Raw genomic sequence first — 25984 nt, 5'->3', positions numbered from 1 at the left:
TATGTTAAATAAAGAAAAATTACCTAAAGTTGCATACTTTTGTATGGAATACGGTTTAGATACTTCTTTGAGGACTTATGCAGGAGGATTGGGTATTTTAGCAGGTGATTATCTAAAAGGAGCCAAGGACCATGGATTTCCTATTGTTGGTATAGGTATAAAATGGAAGCAAGGATATACTGATCAAATGATTGGAGAAGATGGGCGTCCATATGATACATACCATAACTATGAATATGATTTTATGGAAGATACAGGAGTAAAAGTAACAGTTAAAATTCGTCAAAGAGATGTTGTATGCAAGGTTTGGAAAGTAGAAAACTTCGGAAATGCACCTCTTTACTTATTAGATACTGACCTTCCTGAAAATGAAGATGCTTGGATAACAGGTCAGCTTTATGGATGGTTTGGCGAAGAAAGAATAGCTCAAGAAATGGTATTAGGAATTGGTGGAGTTAGAGCCTTAAGAGCACTGGGTATTGATATTGACGTTTACCATTTTAACGAGGGTCATGCAGTTTTTGCTGGACTTGAGCTTATAAGAGAAAAAATGGAGAAAGGTATGTCTTTTGAAGATGCATTAAAAGCTTCTAGAGAAGAAATAGTATTTACAACACATACTCCAGTAATTCAAGGAAATGAGTCTCATTATTTAGACAGATTAATGTATATGGGTGCTAATAATGGCTTAACTTTAGAGCAGATGGTTAGAATTGGTGGAGCTCCTTTCAATATGACTGTTGCTGCTTTAAGAATTTCACGCATTTCAAATGCAGTAGCACAGCTTCACTGTCAAACTGCAAACAAAATGTGGGATCATATAGACGATAGGTCAGAAATTATAGGTATAACAAATGCAATACACCTTCCAACTTGGGTAGATGAAAGAATGATTGGTGCTGCAGAAAATAGCGGAGATCTTTGGGAAATCCATATGGACAATAAAAGAAAATTAATTGAATTTATAGAAGAGAGAAATGGAGTTAAGCTTGATGCAGATAAATTACTTATAGGTTTCTCAAGACGTGCAGCTCCTTATAAGCGCAGTAACTTCATATTTACTGATGAAAATGTAATTTCTCCACTTTTAGAAGAAGGCAAAATACAGATAGTTTTCTCAGGAAAAGCACATCCACTAGATGATACAGGAAAGAAAATAGTAGAAAACATTGTTAAAATGACAAAGAAATATCCTAACTCTGTTGTATTCTTAGAAAATTATGATATGACTATAGGTAAAATGCTGACTAAAGGTTCAGATGTTTGGTTAAACAACCCTAGAAGACCAAAAGAAGCTAGTGGTACTTCTGGTATGAAAGCAGCAATGAACGGTGTATTGAATTTAAGTATTTTAGATGGATGGTGGCCTGAAGCTTGTAATCATGGCGTAAACGGATGGCAGTTTGGTGACGGTTTTGAAAGTGAAGATGAAGCTAAGCTAGATGCTCATGACTTAAAAGCTCTATATAAAGTTCTATTAGAAGAAGTTATTCCTACTTATTATAACAATCGTGAAAAATGGATAGAAATGATGAGAAATAGTATTCTTAGTACAAAAGATAAGTTTGCAGTTAAGAGAATGCTTGAAGAATATTATGAAAAAATGTACATTAAATAGAAAAGGCGGCTTTGCCGCCTTTTCTATTTAGGATATATTTCTATTTAGGATATAAAGGAATAGTTTTTTTATAATCCATAGAAAATTATAAACCTTATTGAATTGTGGATAATTCAAAATATAATTTCCGTAATAGACATAAATGGACATAGGCAAAATCTTCCTAAATCTATTTAAATCGAAGATTTTGTTCTATCATTTAACTTAATCAATTGTCAAGCAAATTTAACTCTAGAAAAAATGTCATACATTAAAACAAACTTAATTATATAATAATATTAAAGTATCTTGTAGGGGGGGTATAATGATTGAAAAGCAAATAATTGAAAGAATTCAAAATGCAATAGACTATATAGAAGAGCATCTATATGAAAAAATTGAAATAGAAGATATTGCTAAAATAGCCTATATGTCTCTATCTTCTTTTTATATTGTTTTCTCGAATGTTCTTGGTACTACAGTTAAAGACTATATAAGAAAACGTCGCCTATCATTATCTGCATATGACTTAGTAAAATCAAATATGAGTATTTTAGATATAGCTTTAAAATACCAATATTGTACTTATGAATCCTATTCTAGAGCATTTAAAAAGTTATTTGGTGTTTCTCCAAAAAAATATAGAAATAAAAATCTATATACTAATGTTTTTCCTAGAGTTAATTTAACATATCAAAATTTGAGTGGGGGGATTAATATGATTAACAAAGAAATGAATAGAGATATTATAATTAATAAAATTAGTTCAATTAATAGCGGTTTTATATTAGATATTGATCATTTTCAACAGATTAATGAAAAGTATGGCTATAATATAGGAGATAAGGTTCTTATAGAAGTCCCTGAAAGAATTAAAACTGTTTTAAATAATTATGAATTAGATGTCGATGTAACTCGTATAAATGTTGATGAATTTGTAGTAATTATAAAAGATAAATCTAAAGATTTTATAGAGAAAATATCTTCTGAAATAATAAATATTATGACTAAAGAATTTGTATTTGATGAAGTAACACTAAGTGTTACAGTAAGTATAGGTATTTCAAAGTTTACTGTTGATTGTAATGATGAAGAAGTTATTAATAGTGTTAAAAAAGCTATGATACTCGCTAAAAAAAGTGGAAGAAATCAGTACAAGCTATTAAACTATTAGAATAACATCTAATATAGTTTGTGATGATAAGAATCAAGGGGGAAATAAAGTGAAAATATACATAACAAGACATGGTGAAACAGAATGGAATAAACTAGGTAAAATGCAAGGATGGAAAGATTCTAATCTTACTATAAAAGGAATTGAAGATGCTAAAAAATTAGGAAAAAGTTTAGCTCATATTGAATTTGATAAGATTTATTGTAGCCCTTTACGCAGAGCAATTGATACTGCAAATTATATTAAAGGTGATAGAAATACAGAAATAATAATAACTGAATCATTAAAAGAAATGGGTTTCGGTTTATGGGAAGGGATGGAATATTCGAAAATAAGCGAATCATATCCTACACAACATTTTAATTTTTGGAATAAACCACATTTGTATGAACCTATTGATGGTGAAAGCTTTGATGTATTATTTGATAGAGTACAAAAAGTATTAAATAACATAATTAATTATAGTAATTATGGTGATAATATTTTAATTGTAACTCATGCTGTAGTTATTAAAGCTATCTACGCAATTATTAGAAATCATTCACTAGAAAACTTTTGGAGTCCTCCTTTTATTCATGGGACATGCTTAACTATACTTGAGATAAAAGATAATGAAATACAAATTTCTTTAGAAGCCGATATTTCTCATTTAGAATAACTTGATACAATGGGATAGATACAAAAAGACGGTTCTATTGTTTCCTTAAGGATACATTAGAACCGTCCTCTTATTTCCATTAATATCCGTATCTTGGTCCTGGATAACCATAATAAGGATGTCTTCTACCTCTTAATAATTCATTTAATAATATAATAAATATTAAATCTTTAAATAATCTTCTCCTACCATAGTGTCTTCTATTAGCTGAAGCCCTCCCATTCTCCAATGGGTCCTTATCTATTTCTGGATATATTTTTATCATCTCTTCATATACTTCATCAACCATTATTCTTACTTCATCTTCATCAGGATAAGGGTATGAATATGGATTTTGGTACGGATAAGGATATACTCCATAATTATATGGATAATGTCTGTATATACACTCTCTAACCTTTGGCAATACTTCATGATATATTTCTGGATATTCATACATATATGAATAATTATAATACATAATAAACCCCCTCTCTATCCAATTTAACTTTAATAACATCATATGTTAGAGAGGGGTTTTTTGATTATGTTACTTAATAATCTTTACATCTATATTCAGTTCATCAATGTCTATTATATTTTGGTTATTTAATTCTAGTTCATTCCCATTCATAATAACTTTGCTATTTAAATCTAAACCTAAAATTCTAAGTTTCATTTTAGGAATTTTGTATCCATTCTTTATAACTTCTGATGTTATTGAAGCTTCTTTTTCACTATTTTTCATAATAAACTTTATCTCTGCATAATTGCCTTTTTCATAATCAAAGCTAATTCCATCATCTAAGTATAGTGTATATTCACCATCTTGCCCTAAATAGCAGTTAATAATTATTTCCTGATCTTTTTCTCCTACATATTGCATTATATTATCCGTAGGAATAATAGCTCCTGCCTTTATAAATATAGGCATTGAGTCTATTGGAACTTCTTTAATAATATATCTCCCGCCTTCAAACTTTTCTAAAGTCCAATAATCATACCAGATACCTTCAGGAAGATAAACCATTCTAACCCTTGTATACGGTCTTGTTATTGGGCAAATTAGTATATTCTCTCCAAATAAAAATTGATCATTTATGTTATATGTTTCTTCATCATCTTGATAATGATAAAATAATGGTCTAATAGCTGGGTGTCCATTTATTGAGCTTTCTCTCATTAAATTATACAGATATGTTATAAAATTATACCTAAGCTTAATAAACTTTCTTGTATTTTCTAAGACTTCTTCTCCAAAACACCAAGGTTCTTGATTAATAGACCCTTTAACGCTATGGTTTCTAAATAGTGGCGTAAATGCTCCTAATTGTGTCCAGCGAGTTAAAAGTTCACCATTACTATCTCCAATAAAACCACCTACATCTGCTCCTATAAATGAATATCCACTCAAACCTAGATTTATAAACATAGGCATACTTGTTTCTAAATGTTCCCAAATGCTTGTATTGTCTCCTGTCCATAGTGCTGCATATCTTTGAGTTCCCGCAAAAGCAGCCCTAGTTAACACAAATGGTCTTACATTAGGATTAATACTTCTTACTCCTTCATAAGTAGCTACAGCTTCAAGCATACCATATAAATTATGAATTTCTGCATGACTCTTCTCTTCGCCTTGGTCATTTAAATGCATCGTATCTTCTGGAACAACTTTAGATTCTGTAGTAAAGTCAGCAGGTTCATTCATATCATTCCAAAAACCTTCTACACCATCTTCTATTAGTCCCCTATGAAGTTCTCCCCACCATTTTCTAACCTTTTCTCTTAGAAAATCAGGAAATACAGCTTTACCAGGCCATACTTCACCTATATAAACTTCACCATTCTTATCTTTTATATAAAAATCATTTTCTTTGCCCTGTTCATATACCCAGTATCCATCTTCAACTTTAACACCTGGATCTATTATAACAACAAGCTTAAAGCCCATATCTTTAAGCTCTGATACCATATCTTTAAATTCAAAGAACTTATCAGAATCTACTGTAAAAACTTTATAATCCTTCATATAATCAATATCTAAATAAAGCACGTCACAAGGTATATTTTCTTTTCTCATTCTTCTAGCAACTTCCATTAACTCTTCTCTATTTTCATAACTCCATCTGCACTGCTGATATCCTAAAAAGTCTTTTCTTGGTAGAGGCATTCTACCTGTTAGATAAGTATATGCTTTAACAACCTCTGATACTTTTTCATTGTATATAAAATAATAGTCTAAATATCCTCCTTGCGCACTAAACTTTAATACATTATCTTTAGTTTTACCTAAATCGAAATAAGTTCTATAACTATTGTCAAAATAAATACCATAGCATAAACTCTTACTTAATCCAATATAAAAAGGTATAGACGTGTGGTATTCCTTAATAGTTGCATTATGAACTGGAGATACCCCCATAACATCAGTATTCCAGTTTGAAGTTTCAGTTCCTTTTTTATTTAACCAGCCATATTTCTCTCCTAGTCCATAAAACCCTTTTTCCCAAAGAATTTCCTTTTCAATTTTAATTTCTTCTAAATCCACATTTATATCTCTGTTAAGCAATTCTCCATTTTTATTAAATATACTTATTTGTAGATTTTCTTTATCAATTTCTATTATAAGACTTTTAGTCTTAATTATATTACCTTCTTGATTGTGCTTAATATCTTTAGGTTTAACTACAACAGCAGGAGTAGATACTGGTATTTCTCCATCCTTACTATATGCAAAGCGTACAATATTATCATCATAAAAAATAATATTTAAAAATCCCTTTCTTGCTTCAATTATATAACCATATTCTGTTTTTTTAATCATAATCTCCCTCCTTAGTGCTTTACAATATTCTTCGTTTGTTTAGAAGTTTTCATCTAAGACTACTTCCACATAAGTTCTTAAAACTTCGCCAACTGACCAAGCCTGAGCTGGGCATCCCTTTGGATAGTGAGGTTCATCCCCGTCAAATATTTCAGATATGCTGCCAATACATGCATCTTTCATATGATAATAAAACTCTTCAAGCATATACTTTGCATTAAGCTTGCTTTCTTTAGAATTGTTATTTACTTTTACATAGGCTTCAACAAAAGGACCAATTAACCAAGCCCATACAGTGCCCTGATGATATGCACCATCTCTCTTTAAAACATCGCCTCCATATTTCCCTATATATTCTTTATGTCTTCTGGATAAACTCCTTAAACCGTATGGAGTATACAGTTCTTCATATACTTTCTCTACTATTAACTTCTCCTTTTCTCTATTAAGAATTGAAAATGGCAGACTCACAGCTAATATTTGATTTGGTCTAAGCATGTCCACAGGCTTCCCATTCTGTATCACATCATACAAGTATTTACCTTTATCGTTCCAAAACTTTTCACCAAAACTTTTCTTAGTCTTTTCTGCTAATTCCCCATATTGGCTGCCATTGTAACCTAGTTTGTTTGATATTTCTTCTATAATTTTTAATGCATTATACCAAAGGGCATTAATTTCAACTGCCTTTCCATGTCTCGGAGTAACCACCCAATCCCCAACTTTAACATCCATCCAAGTTAATTGTGTACCTTCATCTCCAGCAGACAAAAGTCCATCATCGTCCATATAAATATTGTTTATTGTACCTTTAATATGATGCCTTATTATACTTTCAAGATGTGGATATATCATTTCTTTGATAGTTTTTAAATCATTAGTATATTCAAGATATTTATATACCGCATAGAAGAACCACAGTGTTCCATCTGCTGTATTATATAGAGGTGGAGTATTCTCATCTGGAAACATATTCGGTATTATTCCATCCTTAATATACCTTGTAAAAGTTAATAAAATATCTTTAGCATCATCGAATCTCTTGGTAGTTAAAGTAAATCCAGTAAAAGCTATCATTGTATCTCTTCCCCAGTCTGTAAACCAAGGATATCCTGCAATTATTGTCTTAGTTTTTGTAGATGCTCTTTTGACTATAAAATTATCACTTGCCAGTACTAAATTCTTCAAAAAAGGATGTGAATATCCTGCTTTATTTATTAGTTCTGTACGTCTTTTCTTTTCGTTTTCTATTATTTCTTCAGATGTATATTCAACACTATCCTCTATAGTAGCTAAAAAAGTTATAGTATACTTTTTATAAGGTTCCATTTCATAAGAAAAAACTCCTGGTATAAAATGAAAATCAATACTTTCAAGTCCTCTATCTCTTTCATTTTTATAAAACATAGGTAGAGACCAATCCTCATTTACCTCATATTTACAATTTGAATTTATTTTTAAGTTTAAACCTGTACTTTCTTCAGTTAATTTTAATGTTCCGTTTTCATAGCTTTGATTATATTTAAAACTACCTATTTTACTAATATCATGATGGTCTCTAAAATTTACATATGGAGTAAACGTCATTCTTACCTTTTTACTGCCAGTATTAACTCTGTATACAATAGCTACAGTATTTTTCCCATACTCCATTGCCAATTCCTTACTTATAGTAATGTCGTTAACTCCATAAATAAACTTTGGTATAGGATAATTGCTAAATCTTCTTAGTCGTAAATAACCATCATCAATTTTTCCAATAAACTGATTAGCAAATAATTTGTATTTTTTTTCCTCTATTTCCAAAGTCTCGTCTATTTTTGACAGTAATAAATATCTCTTTATTGGAGGTATTAAAGAAACATTAAGCAAACCATGATATTTTCTGATATTTGCTCCAATTATAGTAGATGAACAAAAGCTTCCAAGACCATTTGTAACTAAATATTCTTTCTGTATTCCTTCATCAAAAGTTCTCCAATTTGAATATCCTAGTTCCAACCCCTCACCCCCTAAAAAATATTATAACATAATTTATGCAAACGGTTGCATTTATTTTATAAATATAATAAAATATTGTCAAGGGGGTTTTTTTATGTCTAAAAAATTAATAATATTCCTTATAATATTTACTTTAATTTTATCTGCAGGCTGTCAGAGTCAAAATAGTAGTACAAATGATACAATACAGCAAATAAAAAATGAAAAAGAAGATACAAAAATTGATAGTTCAAATGAAATTAAATACAAAGTACAAAATAATGGTGGTACTTTTTCTTCAAAGGATACAATATACTTTATAATGACTGATCGTTTTTATGATGGAAACAAAGAAAATAATAGTTTCCCTGATGTAAATAAGAATAATCCAAAGGCATATCACGGTGGCGATTTAAGAGGAATTATAGAAAAATTAGATTACATAAAATCACTAGGTGTAACTGCTATTTGGATAACTCCTGTTTTTAAAAATGAATATGGTGGATATCACGGATACTGGATTACTGATTTTTATAAAGTCGATCCACATTTAGGTACATTAAACGATTTAAAAGAACTCGTTCAAGAAGCACACAAAAGAGATATTAAGATAATACTTGATTATGTAGTAAATCATACAGGGTATAAATCTCCATGGTTAAAAGATGAAAAGTACAAAGATTGGTTCCATCCAAAAAAGAATATTTCTAATTGGAAAGATCAGAAGCAGCTTGAAGAAGGCTGGATATTCGGTTTACCTGACCTAAACCAAGATAATCCTGAGGTTAAAAAATATTTTATAGATAATGCTATATGGTGGATTGAACAAACAGGAATAGATGGAATGAGACTTGATACAGTTAAACACGTACCTAAAAGTTTTTGGAATGAGTTTGCTTATAAAATCAAATCAAAATATCCAAACTTTTTCCTACTAGGAGAAGTTTGGCATGATAATCCTAGATATTTAGAACAATATCATGAAGTAGGAATAGATTCTTTGACAAATTATCCGCTTTATATGGGGCTTCGTAAAACCTTTACTAGATTCGGAAAAGCTAACTCTTTAGTTAATGCTATAAAAAGGCAATCAGCTTTTACAAACCCTGAATTAAATGGAATTTTTGTAGATAATCACGATAACAGAAGATTAGTAACTGAGGCAAAAGAGTACGGAGAAGCTTATTTAAAACAGGCTTTAACTTTTATAATGACATATCCAGGAATACCTATTATATACTATGGTACAGAAATTGCTATGCAAGGTGGAGATGACCCCGATAATAGAAGGGATATGGAATGGGATAAGACTGATAACTCAGAAATGCTAAGCTATTTTAAGAAGTTAACAGCTCTTAGAAATTCAAATGAAGCTCTTTATAATGGAGAATTTGAATTGTTAGATTACGATAGTTATTTCCTTTCTTATATAAGAAAAAAAGGTGATAGTAAATTCATTATAATTTACAATCTGCAAACTAAAGAAAAGGATGTGAACGTTAATTTAAAAGACAATAATTCTACTTATACAAATGTTTTAAATAATAAAACTTACCATAGTGAAAATGGCAGTTTAAATATTACTTTAAAGCCTTTAGAAGTAATTATACTTACTTCTAATTAAAATCTAATCCCTTCTTAAACATATATAAATGAAAAGCAGCCGATTTCGGCTGCTTTTTAGTTAGTTTTTATATAGAATGTAAGTAGATAATGGTGCTACTTTTACATTTTCAACAGCTTTATTTACTCCATTAACTCCCTCTATATTTACCTCTTTTTCATTAGCTATGATATTCCACTCTCCTTCTAGTGGAAGTTTGATTTCTATCTCTTCTTTATTTGCATTATGGATAATTAAAATATTTTTAAAGTCACCTTTATATGGAGAAGTTAATAAATATGCAACTGAATTCTTAGGAGCTTCAATAAACTTTAGATACTTTTTCACTTCCTCTGCCTTATCTAGTGTCATTACTTTTTGACTCTTTCTTAATGCGATTAAGCCTTTAATATATTCATAAGTCTCCTTATACTTATCTTTATTGCTCCAATCTATTTTATTAATCTCATCGCCTGCTTTGTAGCTGTTGTGGTTACCATGTTTTGTTCTTAATATTTCAGTACCACCTTGTATAAAAGGTATACCCTGTGATGTTAAAACTATTGATAATGCTAATCTATTCATCTTTTCTCTTTCTTCAGAAGTAGCGTTTGGATTACTCTTCTCAAACTTGTCAAACAAACATAAATTATCGTGAGAACTTACATAGTTTATAGTTTCACTAGGCTCTTTTGTAAACCCTTTTATTCTACTACTGTAATCAATCATTCCTACTATTCCTTTTTTTATTTCATTTTCTAATCCTAATCCACCATTTACAAAACCAATTCCTTCTCCATCATTGTCACCTTTTATTGCATTTCTAAAATCGTCATTAAATACTGCTATACCCATTCCCTTCTGCTTACCTTTTCTCAACTGTTTAGTTGGGGATAATGCTGAGGAACCACCAGTCCAAGGTTCTCCATAAATTAATATATTCGGATTAATTTCTCTTAACTCTTTTTCTACTTCCTTCATAGTATCAATATCATGTAAAGCCATTAAGTCAAATCTAAAACCGTCTATTTTATATTCAGTAGCCCAGAATTTAACTGAATCTATTATAAACTTTCTCATCATAGGCTTTTCTGATGCTGTTTCATTTCCACATCCTGAACCATTTGTATATTTGCCAGAGGAATCTGTTCTATAGTAATATTTAGGCACAAGTATATCAAAAGGAGAATTTCCAGTTGTATAGGTATGGTTAAATACAACATCCATTACTACTCTTATGCCGTTTTCATGCAATGCTTTAACCATTTCTTTGAATTCCTTTATCCTCACAGTTCCATCATAAGGATTTGTAGAGTAAGAACCTTCAGGTACGTTATATAAATAAGGGTCATATCCCCAATTATACTGTCCTTCTTTAGTTTCATCTACACTAGCAAAATCATATACAGGCAGTAAGTGTATATGAGTAATGCCCATTTCTTTTAAATGATCAAGTCCTGTAATCTCTCCATTTGGTCCTCTTATTCCTTTTTCAGTAAAGGCTAAATATTTTCCTTTATGCTTTATTCCAGAATCTTTATCTACAGAAAAATCTCTGACATGCATTTCATATATAACTGCTTCAGTTGGTTTAATAGGTTCTGGAATTTTGTGATCATCCCAACCTTCAGGATTTATAGAAGCAAAATCTACTATCATTCCCATTTTCCCATTTACAGTAGCTCCCTTAGCATAAGGGTCTGGAGTTTCCTTTTCTACTCCATTAATAGTTACTCTATAATTGTAATATTTATTCTTGTAATCCCCGTTTAGTTTAAGCTCCCAAACACCTTTTTTACCTTTTGACATTGGATATATTTTACCTGTATTGTCTTTATAGTCATCATAAATAACTACCTTCATGCTCTCTGCAACAGGTGACCAGACTTTAAAAACTGTATAGTCTTTTGTATATGTAGCACCTAAGTCATTTCCATTGTATATAAATTCTTCACTCTCTAGTACTTTTCTCATTTCCACATTCCTTTCCTTAAAGTCTTTATGATATACAATAATATTTTCTGAAAGGTCTACATCATCTTTTAATAATATTTTAAATATCTTTGCTGATTTTCCTAGATATTTATCTAAAATAAACTTGTCTTTATACTTAAATGTAATATCTTTTTTTAATGCCACAGTAAAAGTAAAATTCTGTCCGTATTCAATACCAGTTTCTTTCCCAATATCAGCTATCAATTCATAAATGTTAAAAGTATCATTAAATTTCATTTCAAATTTTTTATCTATACTGTAACCATTAAAATCCCCTATAACATATACTTTTTCATCTTTTTTAGGTGTATAACCTATTATGTCTGGTGAATAAATAAACCTAACTTTAGTATCATTCATAACAGTTTCAAAACCTTGTTTTTTTGAATTTTTTCTTTTAACTTTTAATGCTGTAACTTCTTTAATATCTAATTCCTTATTTTCACTCTTTACAGTAAACCCTTCATTATTTTTTCCTGTCAATTCTATAAAGTTAGTAAGCTCAACTACTATTTCATTTTTACTGTCTAAAAATGCACTTAATATTTTAGGTCTTGTACTTGCCTCTTCTTTGTTATAATAAATCTTTTCTACACCCTCTAACATCCAAACTTCTGTTACATCTCCTTTAAGTTCAATAAATCTATCCATATTAATATCTTTCTTTTCCCAGTTACCCAATCTTGGAATTACTCCAACTTTTTTAAGTCTTTCATTAAACTGTACTTCTACAATCTTTCCAAATTCGTCCTCACCAGTAAAATGATATGCCTTCCCCTCTCTTCCATAAGGCCATATCCAAAAGCTCCAATTATCATAGTCTCCATTATATCTGTGATAATGAATTATTAATTTTGAACCTTTATTTTGTTCACTTTTCATATCTTCAACTGCAGTTTCATTTTCTATGTCTTTATTTATATCTTTTGAAGTTTGATTAACACACCCTACAAATACCTGCATTAACATAATTATTATTAAAAATAAACTAATTTTTTTCATCATATCCCCCCAAAAATATACAAAATAAACCCTACAAAGTAGGGTTATAGAGTCGATTCTCTCTCTATCAATTCTGTGTCAATTATATAATGATTCGTTTCAATATTTTCATTTTCAAGTTTTCCAATCAAAAGTTTTGCTGCATAATAACCCAACTTTTCAGCTTTAATGTCTACTGAAGTAAGCTTTGGTTGCTGATATTCAGCTAAAGGCGTATTATTGAAACCAACAACTGCTATTTTACTTGTTGATTTTTCTTTTATAGCCTTTAAAACACCAAAAGCAATCAAGTCATCTGTTGTAACAACAGCAGAAGGCTCTTTATAATCTAAAATCTCCATCATAGTTTCGTAACCTCTTATTTCTGTAAAATCAACTTCCTCATAAATAAGTTTTTCATCAACAGAAATTCCATGTACCTTTAACGCTCTTAAATATCCATCTAATCTGTCTTTAGTAACGTTAAGAGTATGAGGTCCACCAATAAAAGCTATGTCTCTATGTCCTTTATTAATTAAATAATTAACAACGTCATACATGGCTTTAAAGTTGTCATTATCTACCCACAATATTCCATCTGATTTTTCTGGTCTACCAACTACAACAAACGGATATTTTTCATTTTCCTTTAAATACTCAATACATCTGTCGTCTTCTCTTGCAGTCAAAAGAATTATACCATCAACCCATTTGCTATAAATATAGTTTTTAATGAAGTCTATTTCTTCATTTTCATTATTGCTATAAGTATACATTATATAGTAGCCTTTCTTTTGAGCATAGACACTTATACCCCTCATTACTTGAACAAAAAATGGGTTTATAAATAAATCTTCTTCAGCATTTGGTAATATTAATCCTAAAGTTTTTGTTGATTTATTGGCTAAACTTCTTGCAATAGCATTAGGATGATAATTTAATTTTTTCATTGCTTCAAATACTTTTTTCTTTGTTTCATCACTTATCTTAGGATGATCAGCAATTACCCTAGAAACTGTCGATGGAGATACATTTGCCAATTTTGCAACATCTTTTATTGTAACAGGCATACTATTCACTTCCTCTATAAAATTATAATTAGATAATTAATATTCCTAATATTATATTACCCTTTTGTAGCACCTGCTGAAAGTCCTTCTACTATATGTTTTTGGAAATAAGTATACAATATTGTAATAGGTACAGCTACAAGAATTGCACCTGCTGCAAAAAGTGTATAATGATTTTGCTGTCTTTCAGCAATCCAAGCAAATAAACCCATTGCAAGTGTTTTCTTGTCTGCACTTCTTAATATTAACTGTGGAAATATAAAATCAAACCAAGGGCCAATAAAATTCTGTAATGCCACAAAAACTAAAATTGGTTTTGCTAATGGTAAAATAATTTTAGTTAATATAGCTAGATTTGTAGCTCCATCAATTTTAGCTGCTTCATCTAAACTTCGAGGAATAGCATCTAAATAACCCTTTACCAGCCAAGTATTAAAAGGTATCTGTCCTGTTGCATAAACTATAATTAACCCCATATGAGTATTTATTAAATTAAGCTTGGTTAATAATGCATATATAGCTGTCATAGCTAAAATAGATGGAAACATCTGTAATATTAATATAACCATCATACCTTGTTTTCTACCTCTAAATCTAAAACGAGAAAAAGCAAAAGCTGATAAAGTTGTAATAACTAAAGAAACAATCATATTTATTGTAGCAATCTTTAACGTATTCATAAACCAAATAGGGTAATCTGTTTCTGTAAATAATTTAATATAATGTTTTACAGTAGGATTCTTAGGTATCAATGTAGAACTGAAAATACTAGTACCAGGATTAAAAGAAGAACCTACTATCCATATTACTGGTGAAAGTACTAAAAAAGCTATTAATAACAATAATGAATATAGTAAAAAATATCTAATTAGTTTTCTTGAACTATTTTTTCTCTTATTAGGTAGTTTTGGTTTAATATTAGAATTTTCATATTTTACACTTTCCATTATATCATGTCCTCCTCTTTGAAGGATTTAGTTCTCCTAAAGCTATATATTGCAATACTTGCAACGAATATAAACAATAGTAATGTAACCGCAGCAGCCATGCCGAATTGTCTCTTTTCTAAAGTCATTTTATAAATCCAAGATATCAAAATATCTGTTGAACCTGCATATTTATAGTTAGCATTAACTGGATTACCACTGGTTAAAAGATAAATCATACCAAAGTTATTAAAGTTATGAGCAAAAGTCATAATTAACAATGGAGCTGTTTGAAAAAGTACCATAGGAACAGTTATTTTATAAAATTGCTGCCACTTTGTTGCTCCATCTATATCTGCAGCTTCATATAAAGATTTATCTATATTAGTTAAAACTCCAGACATTAAAGCCATCCAATAAGGTGCACCTGTCCAGCAGTAAACTAATATAACCATAATTTTAGCTAACATATGATCTGTTAAAAAAGGAATTTTTTCACTTATAACCCCTGTATTTAATAATACAGTATTAACAGGACCTGGTCCCATAAAAACTAATCTAAATATAAGTAACGAAATAAATGCAGGTATTGCATAAGGCAAAATAAATAATGATCTCCAAAACTTTTTGAATTTAACTCCTTTAGCATTAGTCAATAATGCTAGTCCTAATCCAGCAAAATAATTCAAAGCTGTTGTAATAATAGCCCAAAGAATAGTCCAAATACCAACAGCCCAAATAGTACCTGACCACTCTTCCATTTTAAATAATTTAATAAAATTTTTAAATCCTATCCAATCTACTAAATTACCTGGAGGTAAATGATATGGACCTGAATAATTAGTAAAAGCAATCAATATTGTAAACAAAATCGGTAAAAAAGTAAAAAATAGTATTAAAGCAGCAGAAGGTGCTAATAAAATATGTGGGAAATAATTATTCCAAATATATTTAAGATATTCACTAGGTTTAAATGGATTAATACCTTTCTCTATTTTTTCCCTTACATGTTTAGCATCTCTGATATTATAGATATAAATTAAACCTACTACAATTAATAAAATCAATGTTAATATACCATTTAACATAAGATTAATAGAATGATCACCATTTATACCTCTAGTTTCACCTAAAGTAATTAGACCCCAAATTGAATGATATACAACTCCATTAAAGATATTAAGCAAAGTAACTATTTCAATCATTGCAAAAAATATCGCTTTAATCCAATCTCTATTATATAACTGCCCTGCACCCATAAATAGTGCAGAATAAATAGCAGCCTTTTTAGACTTCTTCATCTTTCCCCTCCTTATTGATATTGCTAGTTAATTTTACATATTCTATAACAGTTCAAAAGATGTTTTAGTGCTATAAGGAAATTTAGTCACTTGCAAACATGCAAGTGACTAAATTTATTAACAACCTAAATTCTATTCTTGCTCAGCAATTGCGTTTCTTATTGTTTCAGCAGCATTCTTAAGTCCTTCTTCTACTGAAACTTCTTCATTCCATATCGCTCCATAAGCAGCTCCCATTGGTTCCCAGAATAAGCCTATTTGTGGAATAGAAGGCATTGGTATTGCATCTGCTGCTTGAGCTAAAAATGCTGCTGCATCTGGATCATTTTTAATAATATCACTATTAGCTGCAGCCTTAGTAGTAGGAATTTGACCTGTAACTTCATATCTTCTAATTAAGTTTTCTTCTGTAGTATAGAAATTAGCAAATAATTGAGCAGCATTTGGATATTTAGTATATGCACTTACAAATAACGCTCTAACGCCTGAAAATGGAACAGACTTGCTACCATCTGTAAGTTTAGGTAATTTAGCTATACCATAATTTATACCTGATTCCCTAATTTCTGCTAATGCCCAAGGTCCATTTATTATAGCTCCAATCTTTCCTTCCTTAAATAATCCCATCATAGGTTGATAATCAGCATCACCAGCAGGAATTGGTAAGATTTCTTTTAGTTTCATCATTTCTTTTACACCTTTGATAGCACCCTCTGAATCTATACCTACATCATTCTTATTAGTTCCACCATTACCAAATACATATCCGCCGCCACCAGCTAAAAATGCTTGAGAGAAATAAGCGTTGTCAACATCCCACATAAGAGCATACTTATTTTCATTCACATTAGTAAATTTCTTCCCAAATTCAATAATTTCATTATAAGACTTTGGTGGCTCTGGGAAAATGTCTTTGTTATAATATAAAGCATAAGTCTCTATTGCTCTTGGATAACCATATACTACACCATCAAATGAAACAGCATCAACTGCTGATTTTAACATTTCTTTATTTATTCTATCTGCAAAAGCGTTTGGCAATACTAAACCAGCCATAACTAATTCACCTGTATGATCATGTGGAGCACCAAATACATCTGCTCCTATACCAGCTGGTCCATCTTGCAATAACCTTTCTTTTGCTTTAGTATGGTCAACTTCCTCTACTGTAACTGGTACACCATATTTCTCTGTAAATTTAGCTGCTATCTCCTTCATAAACTCTTGTTCTACACCAGGACTATCCCAAACAACTAATTTCGCACCTGGCTCAGGAGTTAATTCTTTTGAAGAATTCTCTTGGCTTGTCTCATTTTGATTATTATTTTGTACTGGCTCTTCTTTAGCGCCACATCCTACTAGTGAAAACACTAGTACAGCAATAAGTAAGAAGCTTAGAAATTTTTTCATGTAAATCCCCCTTCTTTGAATATGAATAATTATGTTAGTTTTATGGTTGCTAATCTCTGCAACCGTTTGCACAATTTAATTATAAACCTTTTTCACAAATATGTCAAACTATTTTTAATCTTCTGAGGAAATAAGAATTCTAGCTGAATGCTTAGGTACATTAACGTGTAAAGCTTTATCTGATTTAAAAATACCACCTGTTAAACCATCAATGTACATGCCCTTAATATTTAATATTATATTCTAATTGTTGTAACACCTAAATCTAATCAATAGATATAGGTTAAGAAAAACGTATGAACTTTATCAAATCCATATGTGCATTGCATCAGAAGTTAATATATAATAACCAATTTATCAATATTGCCAATTTACTATAATATCACCTGTTTCACTTACAGGAGTAGTCTCAATATGGTTAAATCCACTTTCCCACGTAATACTACCATCTAAATTTTTTTTAATAAACTTAAACTCTATAAGTTTACCTTTAGGTACACTCACCACATAAAACCAATCAGGATATTCTGGACATAACATAGGTCCTATTGCTTTAGATGTATCCCAATTTCCAAGTTCATAAATGTTTCCTACCAAGTAAATTGCTTCCCCCCATTGAGTATTTGGTGCATTCTTTACTTTGAACACAACAGCTGCCTGATCACCAGAGAGTATTTGATAATCATATGTGTTACTCGACTTGCCAGAGGCATTTACAACTTTAATCGATTGAATACCAGCATCACAACTCGGTACCGTAAAAACAATCTTAGTATCAGACCAACTACTAACCGTTGCTTCTACTGTTCCTACATATACCTTTCCAGCAATAGAGCCGAACCCTTGACCCCAAATAGTAACCTTATTACCACTACGTCCCATAATAGGATCTACTGAACCTATCTGTGGTGAAGAAATTGTTCCTTTCTTGAAACTCCATACACTAACTGATTCGCCATTTAATATAAATGTTTCTACTAACCTATCACTATCACCATCTTTTACCACAATAGAATTCCCATTCTGTAACCCATTTAATATATCATCATAACTTCCAGCAGGTAAGCTCGTATACAAACCACTAATCGTTACTGGTGATGTGGATTTATTAATCGCTACTAATACTACATCATCAAAAAACTGACGTTCATAAATAAAGACTTCATCATTAATCCAGCGCTCACGTGTCGTACCATAAGACACAGCTGGATTATCCTTGCGAAGTTGAGATAATGTCTTAATTATACGAAAAGCATTCGATGTCGTATCAAAAGAATCCATCATCGGTCTATTATAAGGATCATATCCACCACTTGTATTGTTATACAAATACTGCTCAGTTCCATAGTAAATTGTTGGAATACCTCGGTTAGTAAGAATAAAAGCAAGGGCTTGATGTAATCGATTATAATCACCATTTATAGATAGAAAACGTGGCATATCATGATTATCTATGAAAGTAACAAGATTTTCTTTATATTTATATTCGGAATCTGTACGGCTTAATGCTTCATTAAGCTCATACATACTATGATTATAGCCAAAAACATTTCTGATAGCAGTATTTAAGTCGAAATCCAAAATTGTAATGCCACTCTCATTGGCATAGCGTACTTTTTCATCATGTGTTGTACCACTGCCTGTATCACCGTACCACTCACTAACTAGAAATACTCCTTTATTCGCATATAATTCGTCAGCAAGATTCTTCTGAAATCCCTGGTTAAAATGTTTCACCGCATCTATACGAATCCCATCAACTCCGAACTCAAGGAATTTTTTTGCTGCATCAATCAAATAACATGCAATAGTTTCATTCTCTTGTGATAAGTCGCTCAATGAAAATCCCTCAGGATCTGTGAAATTCATATACTGAGCCTCATAACGATCATCCCAATTTTGGATATCTCCATTATGACGAAAATAGCCCTTATCACTATCATCAAAGTAATTCCCCATATATACTCCATTATTATATATAGCACCACCTTCAGCAAAACTCGGATCATTTAGCTTAATAGGCGTAGTATGATTAGGTACAAAATCTACTATTACTTTCATCCCATTTTGGTGCGCTATAGCAACTAATTGCTCAAAAGTTTCCCACGTACCGAAATGTTCTTCAATACGCATAAAATCACGTGTCCAGTATCCATGATATCCTGTATTATAACTAGTTGCAAAAGTATTTAGATTATCGTTAACTGGAGAAATCCAAAGTGTTGTAACACCTAATTCTTTTAAATAAGGAATTTTTTGAATTATACCTTGCAAATCTCCCCCCCAATACATTTTCCACTTAGTCCTACTAGAATCGTACAATCCAGGCGATTCAAAAGGATTGTTATTAGATGGATCTCCATCATAAAATCGATCAACTATAATCTGGTAAATCACATCAGTTTTAAAACTAAAATCATCTATTGCGTATGCTTGTTCGTATGAAATAATTGAAATAACTAACATAGTCATTAATGTCAAAAATAAAGCCATCTTGTAATAAAACGTTTTTACCCCATAAATACTTAATTCTCCTTTCTTTTTTAAATTAATATTTAATCAATATAAGTTATAATTCAAAAAACAGATTTAGTATTTAAAAATTCATTAATACATTTTTTTACATAGCGTAATCCTATTATTCTTAATTTATAGAAGAATAATCATAAATAAGTTTATATATTGCATATTTCAGAATTAGAAATTATGCTATTATTGATTTTTATTAATATACTAATTAGATTTTTGTTTTTGAATAAAAAAATAAATAATTTATTTTGCAAAGTCGTTTTGCAACCGTTTGCATTGTTATATAGTATCTGCTTAATATGTCAAACTATTCTTAATCTTCTGAGGAAATAAGAATTCTAGCTGAATGCTTAGGTACATTAACATGTAAATCTTTATCTGATTTAAAAATATCACCTGTTAAACCATCAATGTACATGCCCTTAGTATCTAATATTACTTTTTTATCATAATTATGATTATTAATTAAAATAAATATTTTTTCATTTTCATACTCCCTAATAAATCCTATTATTTCTTCTATATTATCAATCCATTTAAAATTTCCTCTTCTTAACGCTTTGTACTGTTTTCTCAATTTGATTAGTTTTTTATAGTAATTAAATAGTTCCAAGTTCCAATTTTCTTTATTCCAATCCATTGTTCTTCTGCAATCAGGATCATGTCCACCTTCCATACCAATTTCAGTTCCATAATATATACAAGGTGTCCCAACATAAGTTAATAAAAATGTAGCTGCCATCATCAATTTGTTTGTATCTTTATTACACTCCGTTAAAAATCTTGAAGTGTCGTGGCTTTCTATTAAATTAAGCATAGCTTCATTAACTTGCTCAGTATTTCGCATTCTAATTTTATTAATTAATTCTTTAAACTGGCTATCTGAAATATTTTCATAGGCAAAATACTTAAGCAAAGCTCTCATAACAGGATAATTCATTACTGCATCAAACTGATCACCTTTTAACCAAGGATAAGCATCAAGCCAAAGCTCCCCTACTATATAAGCATCCTCTTTAGCCTCTTTCACAGTCTTTCTAAACTCTCTCCAAAACGCATGACTCACTTCATCAGAAACATCCAGTCTCCAACCATCAATGTCTGCTTCCTCAATCCAATACCTAGCAACTTTCAATAAATACTCTCTTACTTCTGGATTATCTGTATTTAGTTTGGGCATATGATATACAAAAGCAAATGTATCATAACTTGGAGGGTCAATTTCTATTGGCCATTTGCGTATATGAAACCAATCATAGTAAGGTGATTCTTTACCTTTTTCAATAACATCCTGAAATGGCTCAAAGAAATAACCACAATGATTGAACACTGCATCTAAAATGACTCTAATGCCTCTTTCATGGCATTTAGATACTAGTTCCTTCAAAGTCTGCAAATCCCCAAAATGAGGGTCTATTTTAAAATAATCCTTAGTATCGTATTTATGATTAGTCGGTGATTCAAATATTGGAGTAAGATAGATACCATTAATACCTAATTCCTCTAAATAATCAAGCTTTTCAATAATTCCCCTCAAGTCTCCACCATAAAAACTATTTGAAGTAGGTAACTCTCCCCACTTTGTTAAATTTTCTGGGTCATTTGATGTATCACCATTAAAAAATCTTTCAGGGAATATTTGATAGAATACTGTGTCTTTAACCCATTCTGGTACTTTATGAATATCTTCTTTATTCATATATGGATATTGGAAAAAATGTAGATACACTTCTTTTTCATCAATATCTTTTATAAGTCCCCATTCAGTAAAATAAAATTCACCCTCGTCTCCTTCTATTTTGAAATAATATGCTAGTCTTTTATTTTTAGGACTAACCTCTGCTGTAAAATAATCATAAAGGTCATCAGAGCCTGTTAGTTCCATGACTAACTCCTGTCTTTTATCCCACTGATACTTGTCTCCATATATCAAGACAGCCTTCTTTATATCTCCTTTTGCAGCTCTTAACCTTATATGGATAACGTTTTCATCGTATGCATAACAAAAATTACTTTTTGGCTTGTGATAGATTGCTTGTAAATTCATATTTCACCTCTTAGCAGAAACTTATTATAGAGTAAAAATTGTCGAAATTCGTGCAACCGTTTGCATTATCATTATATCACTTCGCTACTCCAGTGTCAATATAACCTTATCACAATATTAAACCCCGCTATAAATAGCGAGTTTTTTCATTATCTAAAGGCCTCATACATCCGCCTAGCATTGCAGTACTAGTAAGTATTATAGGTGTAATAGCTGATAGTTGAGCATGTGTTTTGACTACACCTGATAAAAACAGTCCTAAAGATGTAATTGCAAATACATATAATAATGCAATTAATATTATCCCTGAAATTTCCCCCCATTCGACATTAAATAAATACTTACCTCCAAAAATTAATATAAAAAGCTGCAAAAGCCCGATAATATAAGCTGCTATCATACTTCCACCCAATATAGATGCTTTTGAAAAATGTCATCATGCTCCCCCTATCCGCCCTTTTTAACAAAATCTTCAATCATGCACAGAATTACTTTATATATTTCGTTAAAATTAATTTTTAATTCTATAAAAACTAAAAATCTCCTCTTTTACTGTTAAAATTTATATAACTTTAACTTTCTTCATTCTATAAGACGCTGCTAAATTTAATACTATAACATACATTAGAGTACAAAATATATTGACCCAAATAGAAGAATTAAAAATAAAATCTATTTCTTTGGCTTTTTGTAATAAATAGTAAGGCAAATACTCATTTATAAAAGTTATATTAGATAATAACGGCATAAAAAATATTAATATCAAAGCTGATAATCCTGCTCCAATTCCACTTTTAAAAATGCTACTCATAAATATAATAAGCGAAATATTAAACATATAATAAATAGAAAACATCAATGTAACTTTCAAAATTTGAAAAAATGTCACTGGCTCATCAGTAAATAATATTTCAGAATAATAGTGATTAATTATAAATCCTGCAAAAACTAAAAACATTACAACTGCAGTATAATGAACAGTCTTTGCTAACACTATTCCTAAACTAGAAACACCTTTCGAATAAGGAAAAACTAATGTTTTACCTTTAACTTCTTCTGCTAAAGTTCCCATTATAGTTAAAGCTAGAACTATATTAGATATCTGAAACAAATCTTTCATATAATTCTGCATAGCACTTTTCTGTGTTATTTTCATTACTTGGCTCAAATCAATTGGTATCTGATTTTTTAAAATAACAGGAAGAATTTTAAGTATTAGAGGGTCTAGTACAGCAAAAAAAATAAAACCAACAGTAAGAACAATATATTTATAGTTTCGGACTCCTTCAAATATTTCTTTCTTAAGATACGCTTGAAAAGTCTTCATTCTTCTTCACCACCCTCATAAATATATCTTCTAAATTATTTTTTCTTATACTATAAGATAAAACAGAACAATCTGTTTCTGCTATTATTTTTAATAAACCCCTTTTAGCTATATTACTATCATGTACATATACAGTCATCCTGTTTTCATCTACAATTACATCACTAATCCATTTATAACTTAAAAGCTTATTACGCAAATCTATACATGATTTTTCAAATTGTATATCAAATACTGGCAAGATATATTTCTTCATCAAAATATCAAGTTCAGCTTCAAGAGCTATTTTGCCTTCATTCAAAATCCCAATTTTATCACATACCCTCTCAACATCATTTAAAATATGTGTAGAAATAAACACTGTTATATTCATTTCTTTTAAATTTTTTATTATATCTAACATATCTTTACGACCTTCAGGATCTAATGCAGATGCTGGCTCATCTAAAAAAAGAACTTTTGGATGATTATAAACTGCTACAGCTATTCCTAATCTTTGACGCATCCCCCTTGAATATCCTTTAATCCTTCTTTTTGCTGCATCTTTAAGCTTTACTAACTCTAATAGTTCTTCTGTCCTATTTTTTATAATTGCTTTATCATAACCGCATATTTCTCCAATAAAATTTAAATACTCTCTAGCATTCATATAATTATAAAACCTTGGTTCTTCAGGCAAATATCCTATCTTTCTCATTATTTCATTTCTATATTTTTTCATATCCATACCACTAATTTCTACTTCTCCCGCATCATAATTAAGCAGTCCTGCGAGTATATTCATAGTAGTTGATTTCCCTGCTCCATTACGACCTAAGAATCCATAAATTTCTCCTTCTTTTACTTCAAAATTAATACCTTTAAGAACTTCGTGAACACCATAGCTTTTAAACAAATTCCTTACTATAATCATTAAACTACCTCCTTCTCCCAAATAGCAAGAAAGAAACTGGCCCAAATATGTTAATAAATATAACTATTAAAATCCATATAAATTTTGATAAATTTCTTACCCCTTCTCTAACAATTTTAATTACACAGAAAATCTTTAATCCTAAATCTGCAATAATAATCGGTGCAAACAATTTTAAAATTTCTAATGTTGTCAGATTTTCAAACATAACTATTCCCCTTTCTTTTTTCTTTATTATTTTATTTGTCACTTCATTAATTAAACGAATAAGTGTTAAAAAAGTTCAATATAAATATTATTTTTTAAAACAAAAAACCGGCTTTAAAAGCCAGCTTTCATACAACTTTATTTCCACAATAAGGACAATAAATAGAGTTTCTCACTATTCTTTTTCCACATTCTTTACACTTTTTACTCTTTAATATTAATCTTGTTACTAACAAATAAACTATTAAACTACTTGGTATATTTAATAAACCAAAAAGACCCCAGAGCCACTTGTTTTCTCCTCTTCTAGATGCATCATAAAATATCCAGCTTGCTTGTATTAACAGTAATATTGCAATTAATATCCACATCAATAGATTAGTCCTACTTACTTCAATCATTGTACCCCTCCCTGATATACCTTTTCCTAATAATTATAGGAAGTAATAGCGGAATTATCATATAAGTAGTCATTTGAAAGTATAGTATCTCACTCAAATAACCTTTTATTGCAAATAAAGTTATAATACTCATTATAATAGAACTAAAAATAATAAATACAATTAAACTTTTTATATTTTTTCTTCTTTCTTTAATATTATCTGCTTGTTCAAAAGCTTTAGATATCTGCATATAATCTACAGGTATTATATCAATATCTTTTAATCCTAATTTTATATGTTCTAACTCTTCCCAATATTTACTGCATTTCTCGCAATTATTAAGATGTAATCTCAATTCGTCATATAACTCCTTTTCTTTATAAAATATGTCTACTAAATCTTGCTGATATTTAATACATTTTTCAGACATCTATCTTCCTCCCTTCATCTGATGTCTGATTTTTTCAATACAATAATGCAGTCTTGAACGAACAGTACCAGGTGAGCATTTCATAATCTGAGCAATCTCATCATAGCTATATCCATAATAATGTTTTAAAATAAACACCATTCGTTTTTCTTCAGGAAGCTCTTTTAGTAACAGCTTTAATCTATCAAAATCTGTTTTAACTATAACAGATTCTTCTAAACTCATTACATCAACTGCTCTCATTTGTTCCCCTCTATATATTACTTTCTTATTCTTCCTTAATATATCTCTATAAACATTAGTAGCTATAGTAATAAGCCAAGTTGAAAATTTACCTTTCAATTTATATTTTTTTATATTCAAAATTACTTTTAGCATGGTCTCCTGTGTTATATCGTCCGCTAATGATTCATCTAATGTTAATTTAAGTAGGTAACCCTTCAGCACAGAATAGTTGTTCTTAAGTAACTGTTCTAATGCTTTCTTATCACCTTTCTTAGCTAATATTACTAGTTTCCTTTCCTCCACAAATACCCCCCTTCCTCTCAATTATATAACGTATATCTAAGCAAAAAGTTCATATATATTAGAACAAAATCTATGAAAAAAATAGCTCATACCGAGCTATTTTCCATTTATTTCTATTAATT

The 25984-nt window shown here is 30.0% G+C and carries 21 protein-coding genes; 4 read left to right on the top strand and 17 right to left on the bottom strand.

Going from position 1 to position 25984, the window contains the following annotated elements; genetic code table 11:
* Position 1: 1 nt before the first annotated feature.
* The 3 genes from glgP (at position 2) to BFN48_RS05495 (ending at position 3429) form a co-directional block, all read left to right on the top strand.
* On the top strand, positions 2-1618 hold the full coding sequence (gene glgP / locus BFN48_RS05505; RefSeq protein WP_069649902.1) for an alpha-glucan family phosphorylase: 1617 nt from the start codon (positions 2-4) through the stop codon (positions 1616-1618).
* A gap of 304 nt (positions 1619-1922) precedes the next feature.
* The gene (locus BFN48_RS05500) at positions 1923-2771 is read left to right on the top strand and encodes a diguanylate cyclase domain-containing protein (protein WP_069649901.1); all 849 of its coding nucleotides are present in this window, start codon (positions 1923-1925) and stop codon (positions 2769-2771) included.
* A 49-nt stretch (positions 2772-2820) separates the two neighbouring features.
* Positions 2821-3429, top strand: coding sequence for a histidine phosphatase family protein (locus tag BFN48_RS05495; protein WP_069649900.1), 609 nt, complete (start codon positions 2821-2823; stop codon positions 3427-3429).
* A gap of 79 nt (positions 3430-3508) precedes the next feature.
* Here BFN48_RS05495 and BFN48_RS05490 read toward each other — a convergent pair whose 3' ends face one another.
* From BFN48_RS05490 to BFN48_RS05480, 3 genes are all read right to left on the bottom strand, one after another.
* On the bottom strand, positions 3509-3889 hold the full coding sequence (locus tag BFN48_RS05490) for a hypothetical protein (RefSeq protein ID WP_069649899.1): 381 nt from the start codon (positions 3887-3889) through the stop codon (positions 3509-3511).
* 69 nt (positions 3890-3958) lie between these two features.
* Positions 3959-6232: a glycoside hydrolase family 31 protein gene (locus BFN48_RS05485; protein ID WP_069649898.1), complete on the bottom strand. Its 2274-nt coding sequence runs from the start codon at positions 6230-6232 to the stop codon at positions 3959-3961.
* Between the two features lie 39 nt (positions 6233-6271).
* A complete protein-coding gene (locus BFN48_RS05480; protein ID WP_069649897.1) occupies positions 6272-8233 on the bottom strand; it encodes an amylo-alpha-1,6-glucosidase in 1962 nt (653 codons plus the stop codon).
* A 94-nt stretch (positions 8234-8327) separates the two neighbouring features.
* On the opposite strand from BFN48_RS05480, the gene BFN48_RS05475 reads away from it, so the two are divergent.
* On the top strand, positions 8328-9836 hold the full coding sequence (locus tag BFN48_RS05475; RefSeq protein ID WP_069649896.1) for an alpha-amylase family glycosyl hydrolase: 1509 nt from the start codon (positions 8328-8330) through the stop codon (positions 9834-9836).
* 60 nt (positions 9837-9896) lie between these two features.
* On the opposite strand, the gene pulA is transcribed toward BFN48_RS05475, so the two are convergent.
* From pulA to sigY, 14 genes are all read right to left on the bottom strand, one after another.
* Positions 9897-12812: a type I pullulanase gene (gene pulA / locus BFN48_RS12100; protein ID WP_176718822.1), complete on the bottom strand. Its 2916-nt coding sequence runs from the start codon at positions 12810-12812 to the stop codon at positions 9897-9899.
* A gap of 44 nt (positions 12813-12856) precedes the next feature.
* Positions 12857-13861 carry a LacI family DNA-binding transcriptional regulator gene (locus tag BFN48_RS05465; RefSeq protein ID WP_069649895.1) on the bottom strand — a complete coding sequence of 335 codons (1005 nt, stop codon included), beginning with the start codon at positions 13859-13861 and terminating at the stop codon, positions 12857-12859.
* Between the two features lie 56 nt (positions 13862-13917).
* Complete coding sequence (locus BFN48_RS05460) at positions 13918-14808, bottom strand: sugar ABC transporter permease (RefSeq protein ID WP_069649894.1); 891 nt, start codon at positions 14806-14808, stop codon at positions 13918-13920.
* A complete protein-coding gene (locus BFN48_RS05455; RefSeq protein WP_069649893.1) occupies positions 14808-16088 on the bottom strand; it encodes a sugar ABC transporter permease in 1281 nt (426 codons plus the stop codon). Before BFN48_RS05455 ends, BFN48_RS05460 begins: the two co-directional genes overlap by 1 nt.
* A gap of 132 nt (positions 16089-16220) precedes the next feature.
* Positions 16221-17498 carry a maltose ABC transporter substrate-binding protein gene (locus tag BFN48_RS05450; protein WP_069649892.1) on the bottom strand — a complete coding sequence of 426 codons (1278 nt, stop codon included), beginning with the start codon at positions 17496-17498 and terminating at the stop codon, positions 16221-16223.
* A 357-nt stretch (positions 17499-17855) separates the two neighbouring features.
* The gene (locus BFN48_RS05445) at positions 17856-19991 is read right to left on the bottom strand and encodes an alpha-amylase family glycosyl hydrolase (protein WP_069649891.1); all 2136 of its coding nucleotides are present in this window, start codon (positions 19989-19991) and stop codon (positions 17856-17858) included.
* Between the two features lie 349 nt (positions 19992-20340).
* Positions 20341-22074, bottom strand: coding sequence for a glycoside hydrolase family 13 protein (locus tag BFN48_RS05440; RefSeq protein WP_069649890.1), 1734 nt, complete (start codon positions 22072-22074; stop codon positions 20341-20343).
* A 127-nt stretch (positions 22075-22201) separates the two neighbouring features.
* On the bottom strand, positions 22202-22489 hold the full coding sequence (locus tag BFN48_RS05435) for an ABC transporter permease (protein WP_278287310.1): 288 nt from the start codon (positions 22487-22489) through the stop codon (positions 22202-22204).
* Between the two features lie 147 nt (positions 22490-22636).
* Entirely contained in the window at positions 22637-23401 is a 765-nt protein-coding gene (locus BFN48_RS05430) for a hypothetical protein (protein WP_069649888.1), read from the bottom strand.
* Positions 23376-24314: an ABC transporter ATP-binding protein gene (locus tag BFN48_RS05425; protein WP_069649887.1), complete on the bottom strand. Its 939-nt coding sequence runs from the start codon at positions 24312-24314 to the stop codon at positions 23376-23378. The genes BFN48_RS05430 and BFN48_RS05425 overlap by 26 nt, the downstream gene beginning before the upstream one ends.
* A gap of 4 nt (positions 24315-24318) precedes the next feature.
* Positions 24319-24522 carry a PLDc N-terminal domain-containing protein gene (locus tag BFN48_RS05420; protein WP_069649886.1) on the bottom strand — a complete coding sequence of 68 codons (204 nt, stop codon included), beginning with the start codon at positions 24520-24522 and terminating at the stop codon, positions 24319-24321.
* Positions 24523-24649: 127 nt separating this feature from the next.
* Positions 24650-24922: a zinc-ribbon domain-containing protein gene (locus BFN48_RS12405; RefSeq protein WP_069649885.1), complete on the bottom strand. Its 273-nt coding sequence runs from the start codon at positions 24920-24922 to the stop codon at positions 24650-24652.
* Positions 24915-25334 (bottom strand): hypothetical protein, encoded by a 420-nt coding sequence (locus tag BFN48_RS05410; RefSeq protein WP_069649884.1) that lies wholly within the window; start codon positions 25332-25334, stop codon positions 24915-24917. The genes BFN48_RS12405 and BFN48_RS05410 overlap by 8 nt, the downstream gene beginning before the upstream one ends.
* Entirely contained in the window at positions 25335-25862 is a 528-nt protein-coding gene (sigY, locus tag BFN48_RS05405) for an RNA polymerase sigma factor SigY (RefSeq protein WP_069649883.1), read from the bottom strand. It lies immediately after the preceding gene.
* Positions 25863-25984: the final 122 nt, after the last annotated feature.

It is taken from the genome of Caloranaerobacter ferrireducens, from assembly GCF_001730685.1.
Taxonomy (GTDB): domain Bacteria; phylum Bacillota; class Clostridia; order Tissierellales; family Thermohalobacteraceae; genus Caloranaerobacter; species Caloranaerobacter ferrireducens.
This window is presented reverse-complemented; position numbering and strand designations above follow the sequence as displayed.

Excerpts from the sequence above, each read along its gene's own strand:
- BFN48_RS05475 (WP_069649896.1), top strand. The coding sequence starts at position 8,328 with ATGTCTAAAAAATTAATAATATTCCTTATAATATTTACTTTAATTTTA.
- BFN48_RS05430 (WP_069649888.1), bottom strand. The coding sequence starts at position 23,401 with ATGAAGACTTTTCAAGCGTATCTTAAGAAAGAAATATTTGAAGGAGTC.
- BFN48_RS12405 (WP_069649885.1), bottom strand. The coding sequence starts at position 24,922 with ATGATTGAAGTAAGTAGGACTAATCTATTGATGTGGATATTAATTGCA.
- BFN48_RS05490 (WP_069649899.1), bottom strand. The coding sequence starts at position 3,889 with ATGTATTATAATTATTCATATATGTATGAATATCCAGAAATATATCAT.
- BFN48_RS05485 (WP_069649898.1), bottom strand. The coding sequence starts at position 6,232 with ATGATTAAAAAAACAGAATATGGTTATATAATTGAAGCAAGAAAGGGA.
- BFN48_RS05425 (WP_069649887.1), bottom strand. The coding sequence starts at position 24,314 with ATGATTATAGTAAGGAATTTGTTTAAAAGCTATGGTGTTCACGAAGTT.
- BFN48_RS05410 (WP_069649884.1), bottom strand. The coding sequence starts at position 25,334 with ATGTCTGAAAAATGTATTAAATATCAGCAAGATTTAGTAGACATATTT.
- BFN48_RS05465 (WP_069649895.1), bottom strand. The coding sequence starts at position 13,861 with ATGCCTGTTACAATAAAAGATGTTGCAAAATTGGCAAATGTATCTCCA.
- glgP (WP_069649902.1), top strand. The coding sequence starts at position 2 with ATGTTAAATAAAGAAAAATTACCTAAAGTTGCATACTTTTGTATGGAA.
- BFN48_RS05445 (WP_069649891.1), bottom strand. The coding sequence starts at position 19,991 with ATGGCTTTATTTTTGACATTAATGACTATGTTAGTTATTTCAATTATT.
- BFN48_RS05500 (WP_069649901.1), top strand. The coding sequence starts at position 1,923 with ATGATTGAAAAGCAAATAATTGAAAGAATTCAAAATGCAATAGACTAT.
- BFN48_RS05460 (WP_069649894.1), bottom strand. The coding sequence starts at position 14,808 with ATGGAAAGTGTAAAATATGAAAATTCTAATATTAAACCAAAACTACCT.
- pulA (WP_176718822.1), bottom strand. The coding sequence starts at position 12,812 with ATGAAAAAAATTAGTTTATTTTTAATAATAATTATGTTAATGCAGGTA.
- BFN48_RS05450 (WP_069649892.1), bottom strand. The coding sequence starts at position 17,498 with ATGAAAAAATTTCTAAGCTTCTTACTTATTGCTGTACTAGTGTTTTCA.
- BFN48_RS05420 (WP_069649886.1), bottom strand. The coding sequence starts at position 24,522 with ATGTTTGAAAATCTGACAACATTAGAAATTTTAAAATTGTTTGCACCG.
- BFN48_RS05440 (WP_069649890.1), bottom strand. The coding sequence starts at position 22,074 with ATGAATTTACAAGCAATCTATCACAAGCCAAAAAGTAATTTTTGTTAT.
- BFN48_RS05455 (WP_069649893.1), bottom strand. The coding sequence starts at position 16,088 with ATGAAGAAGTCTAAAAAGGCTGCTATTTATTCTGCACTATTTATGGGT.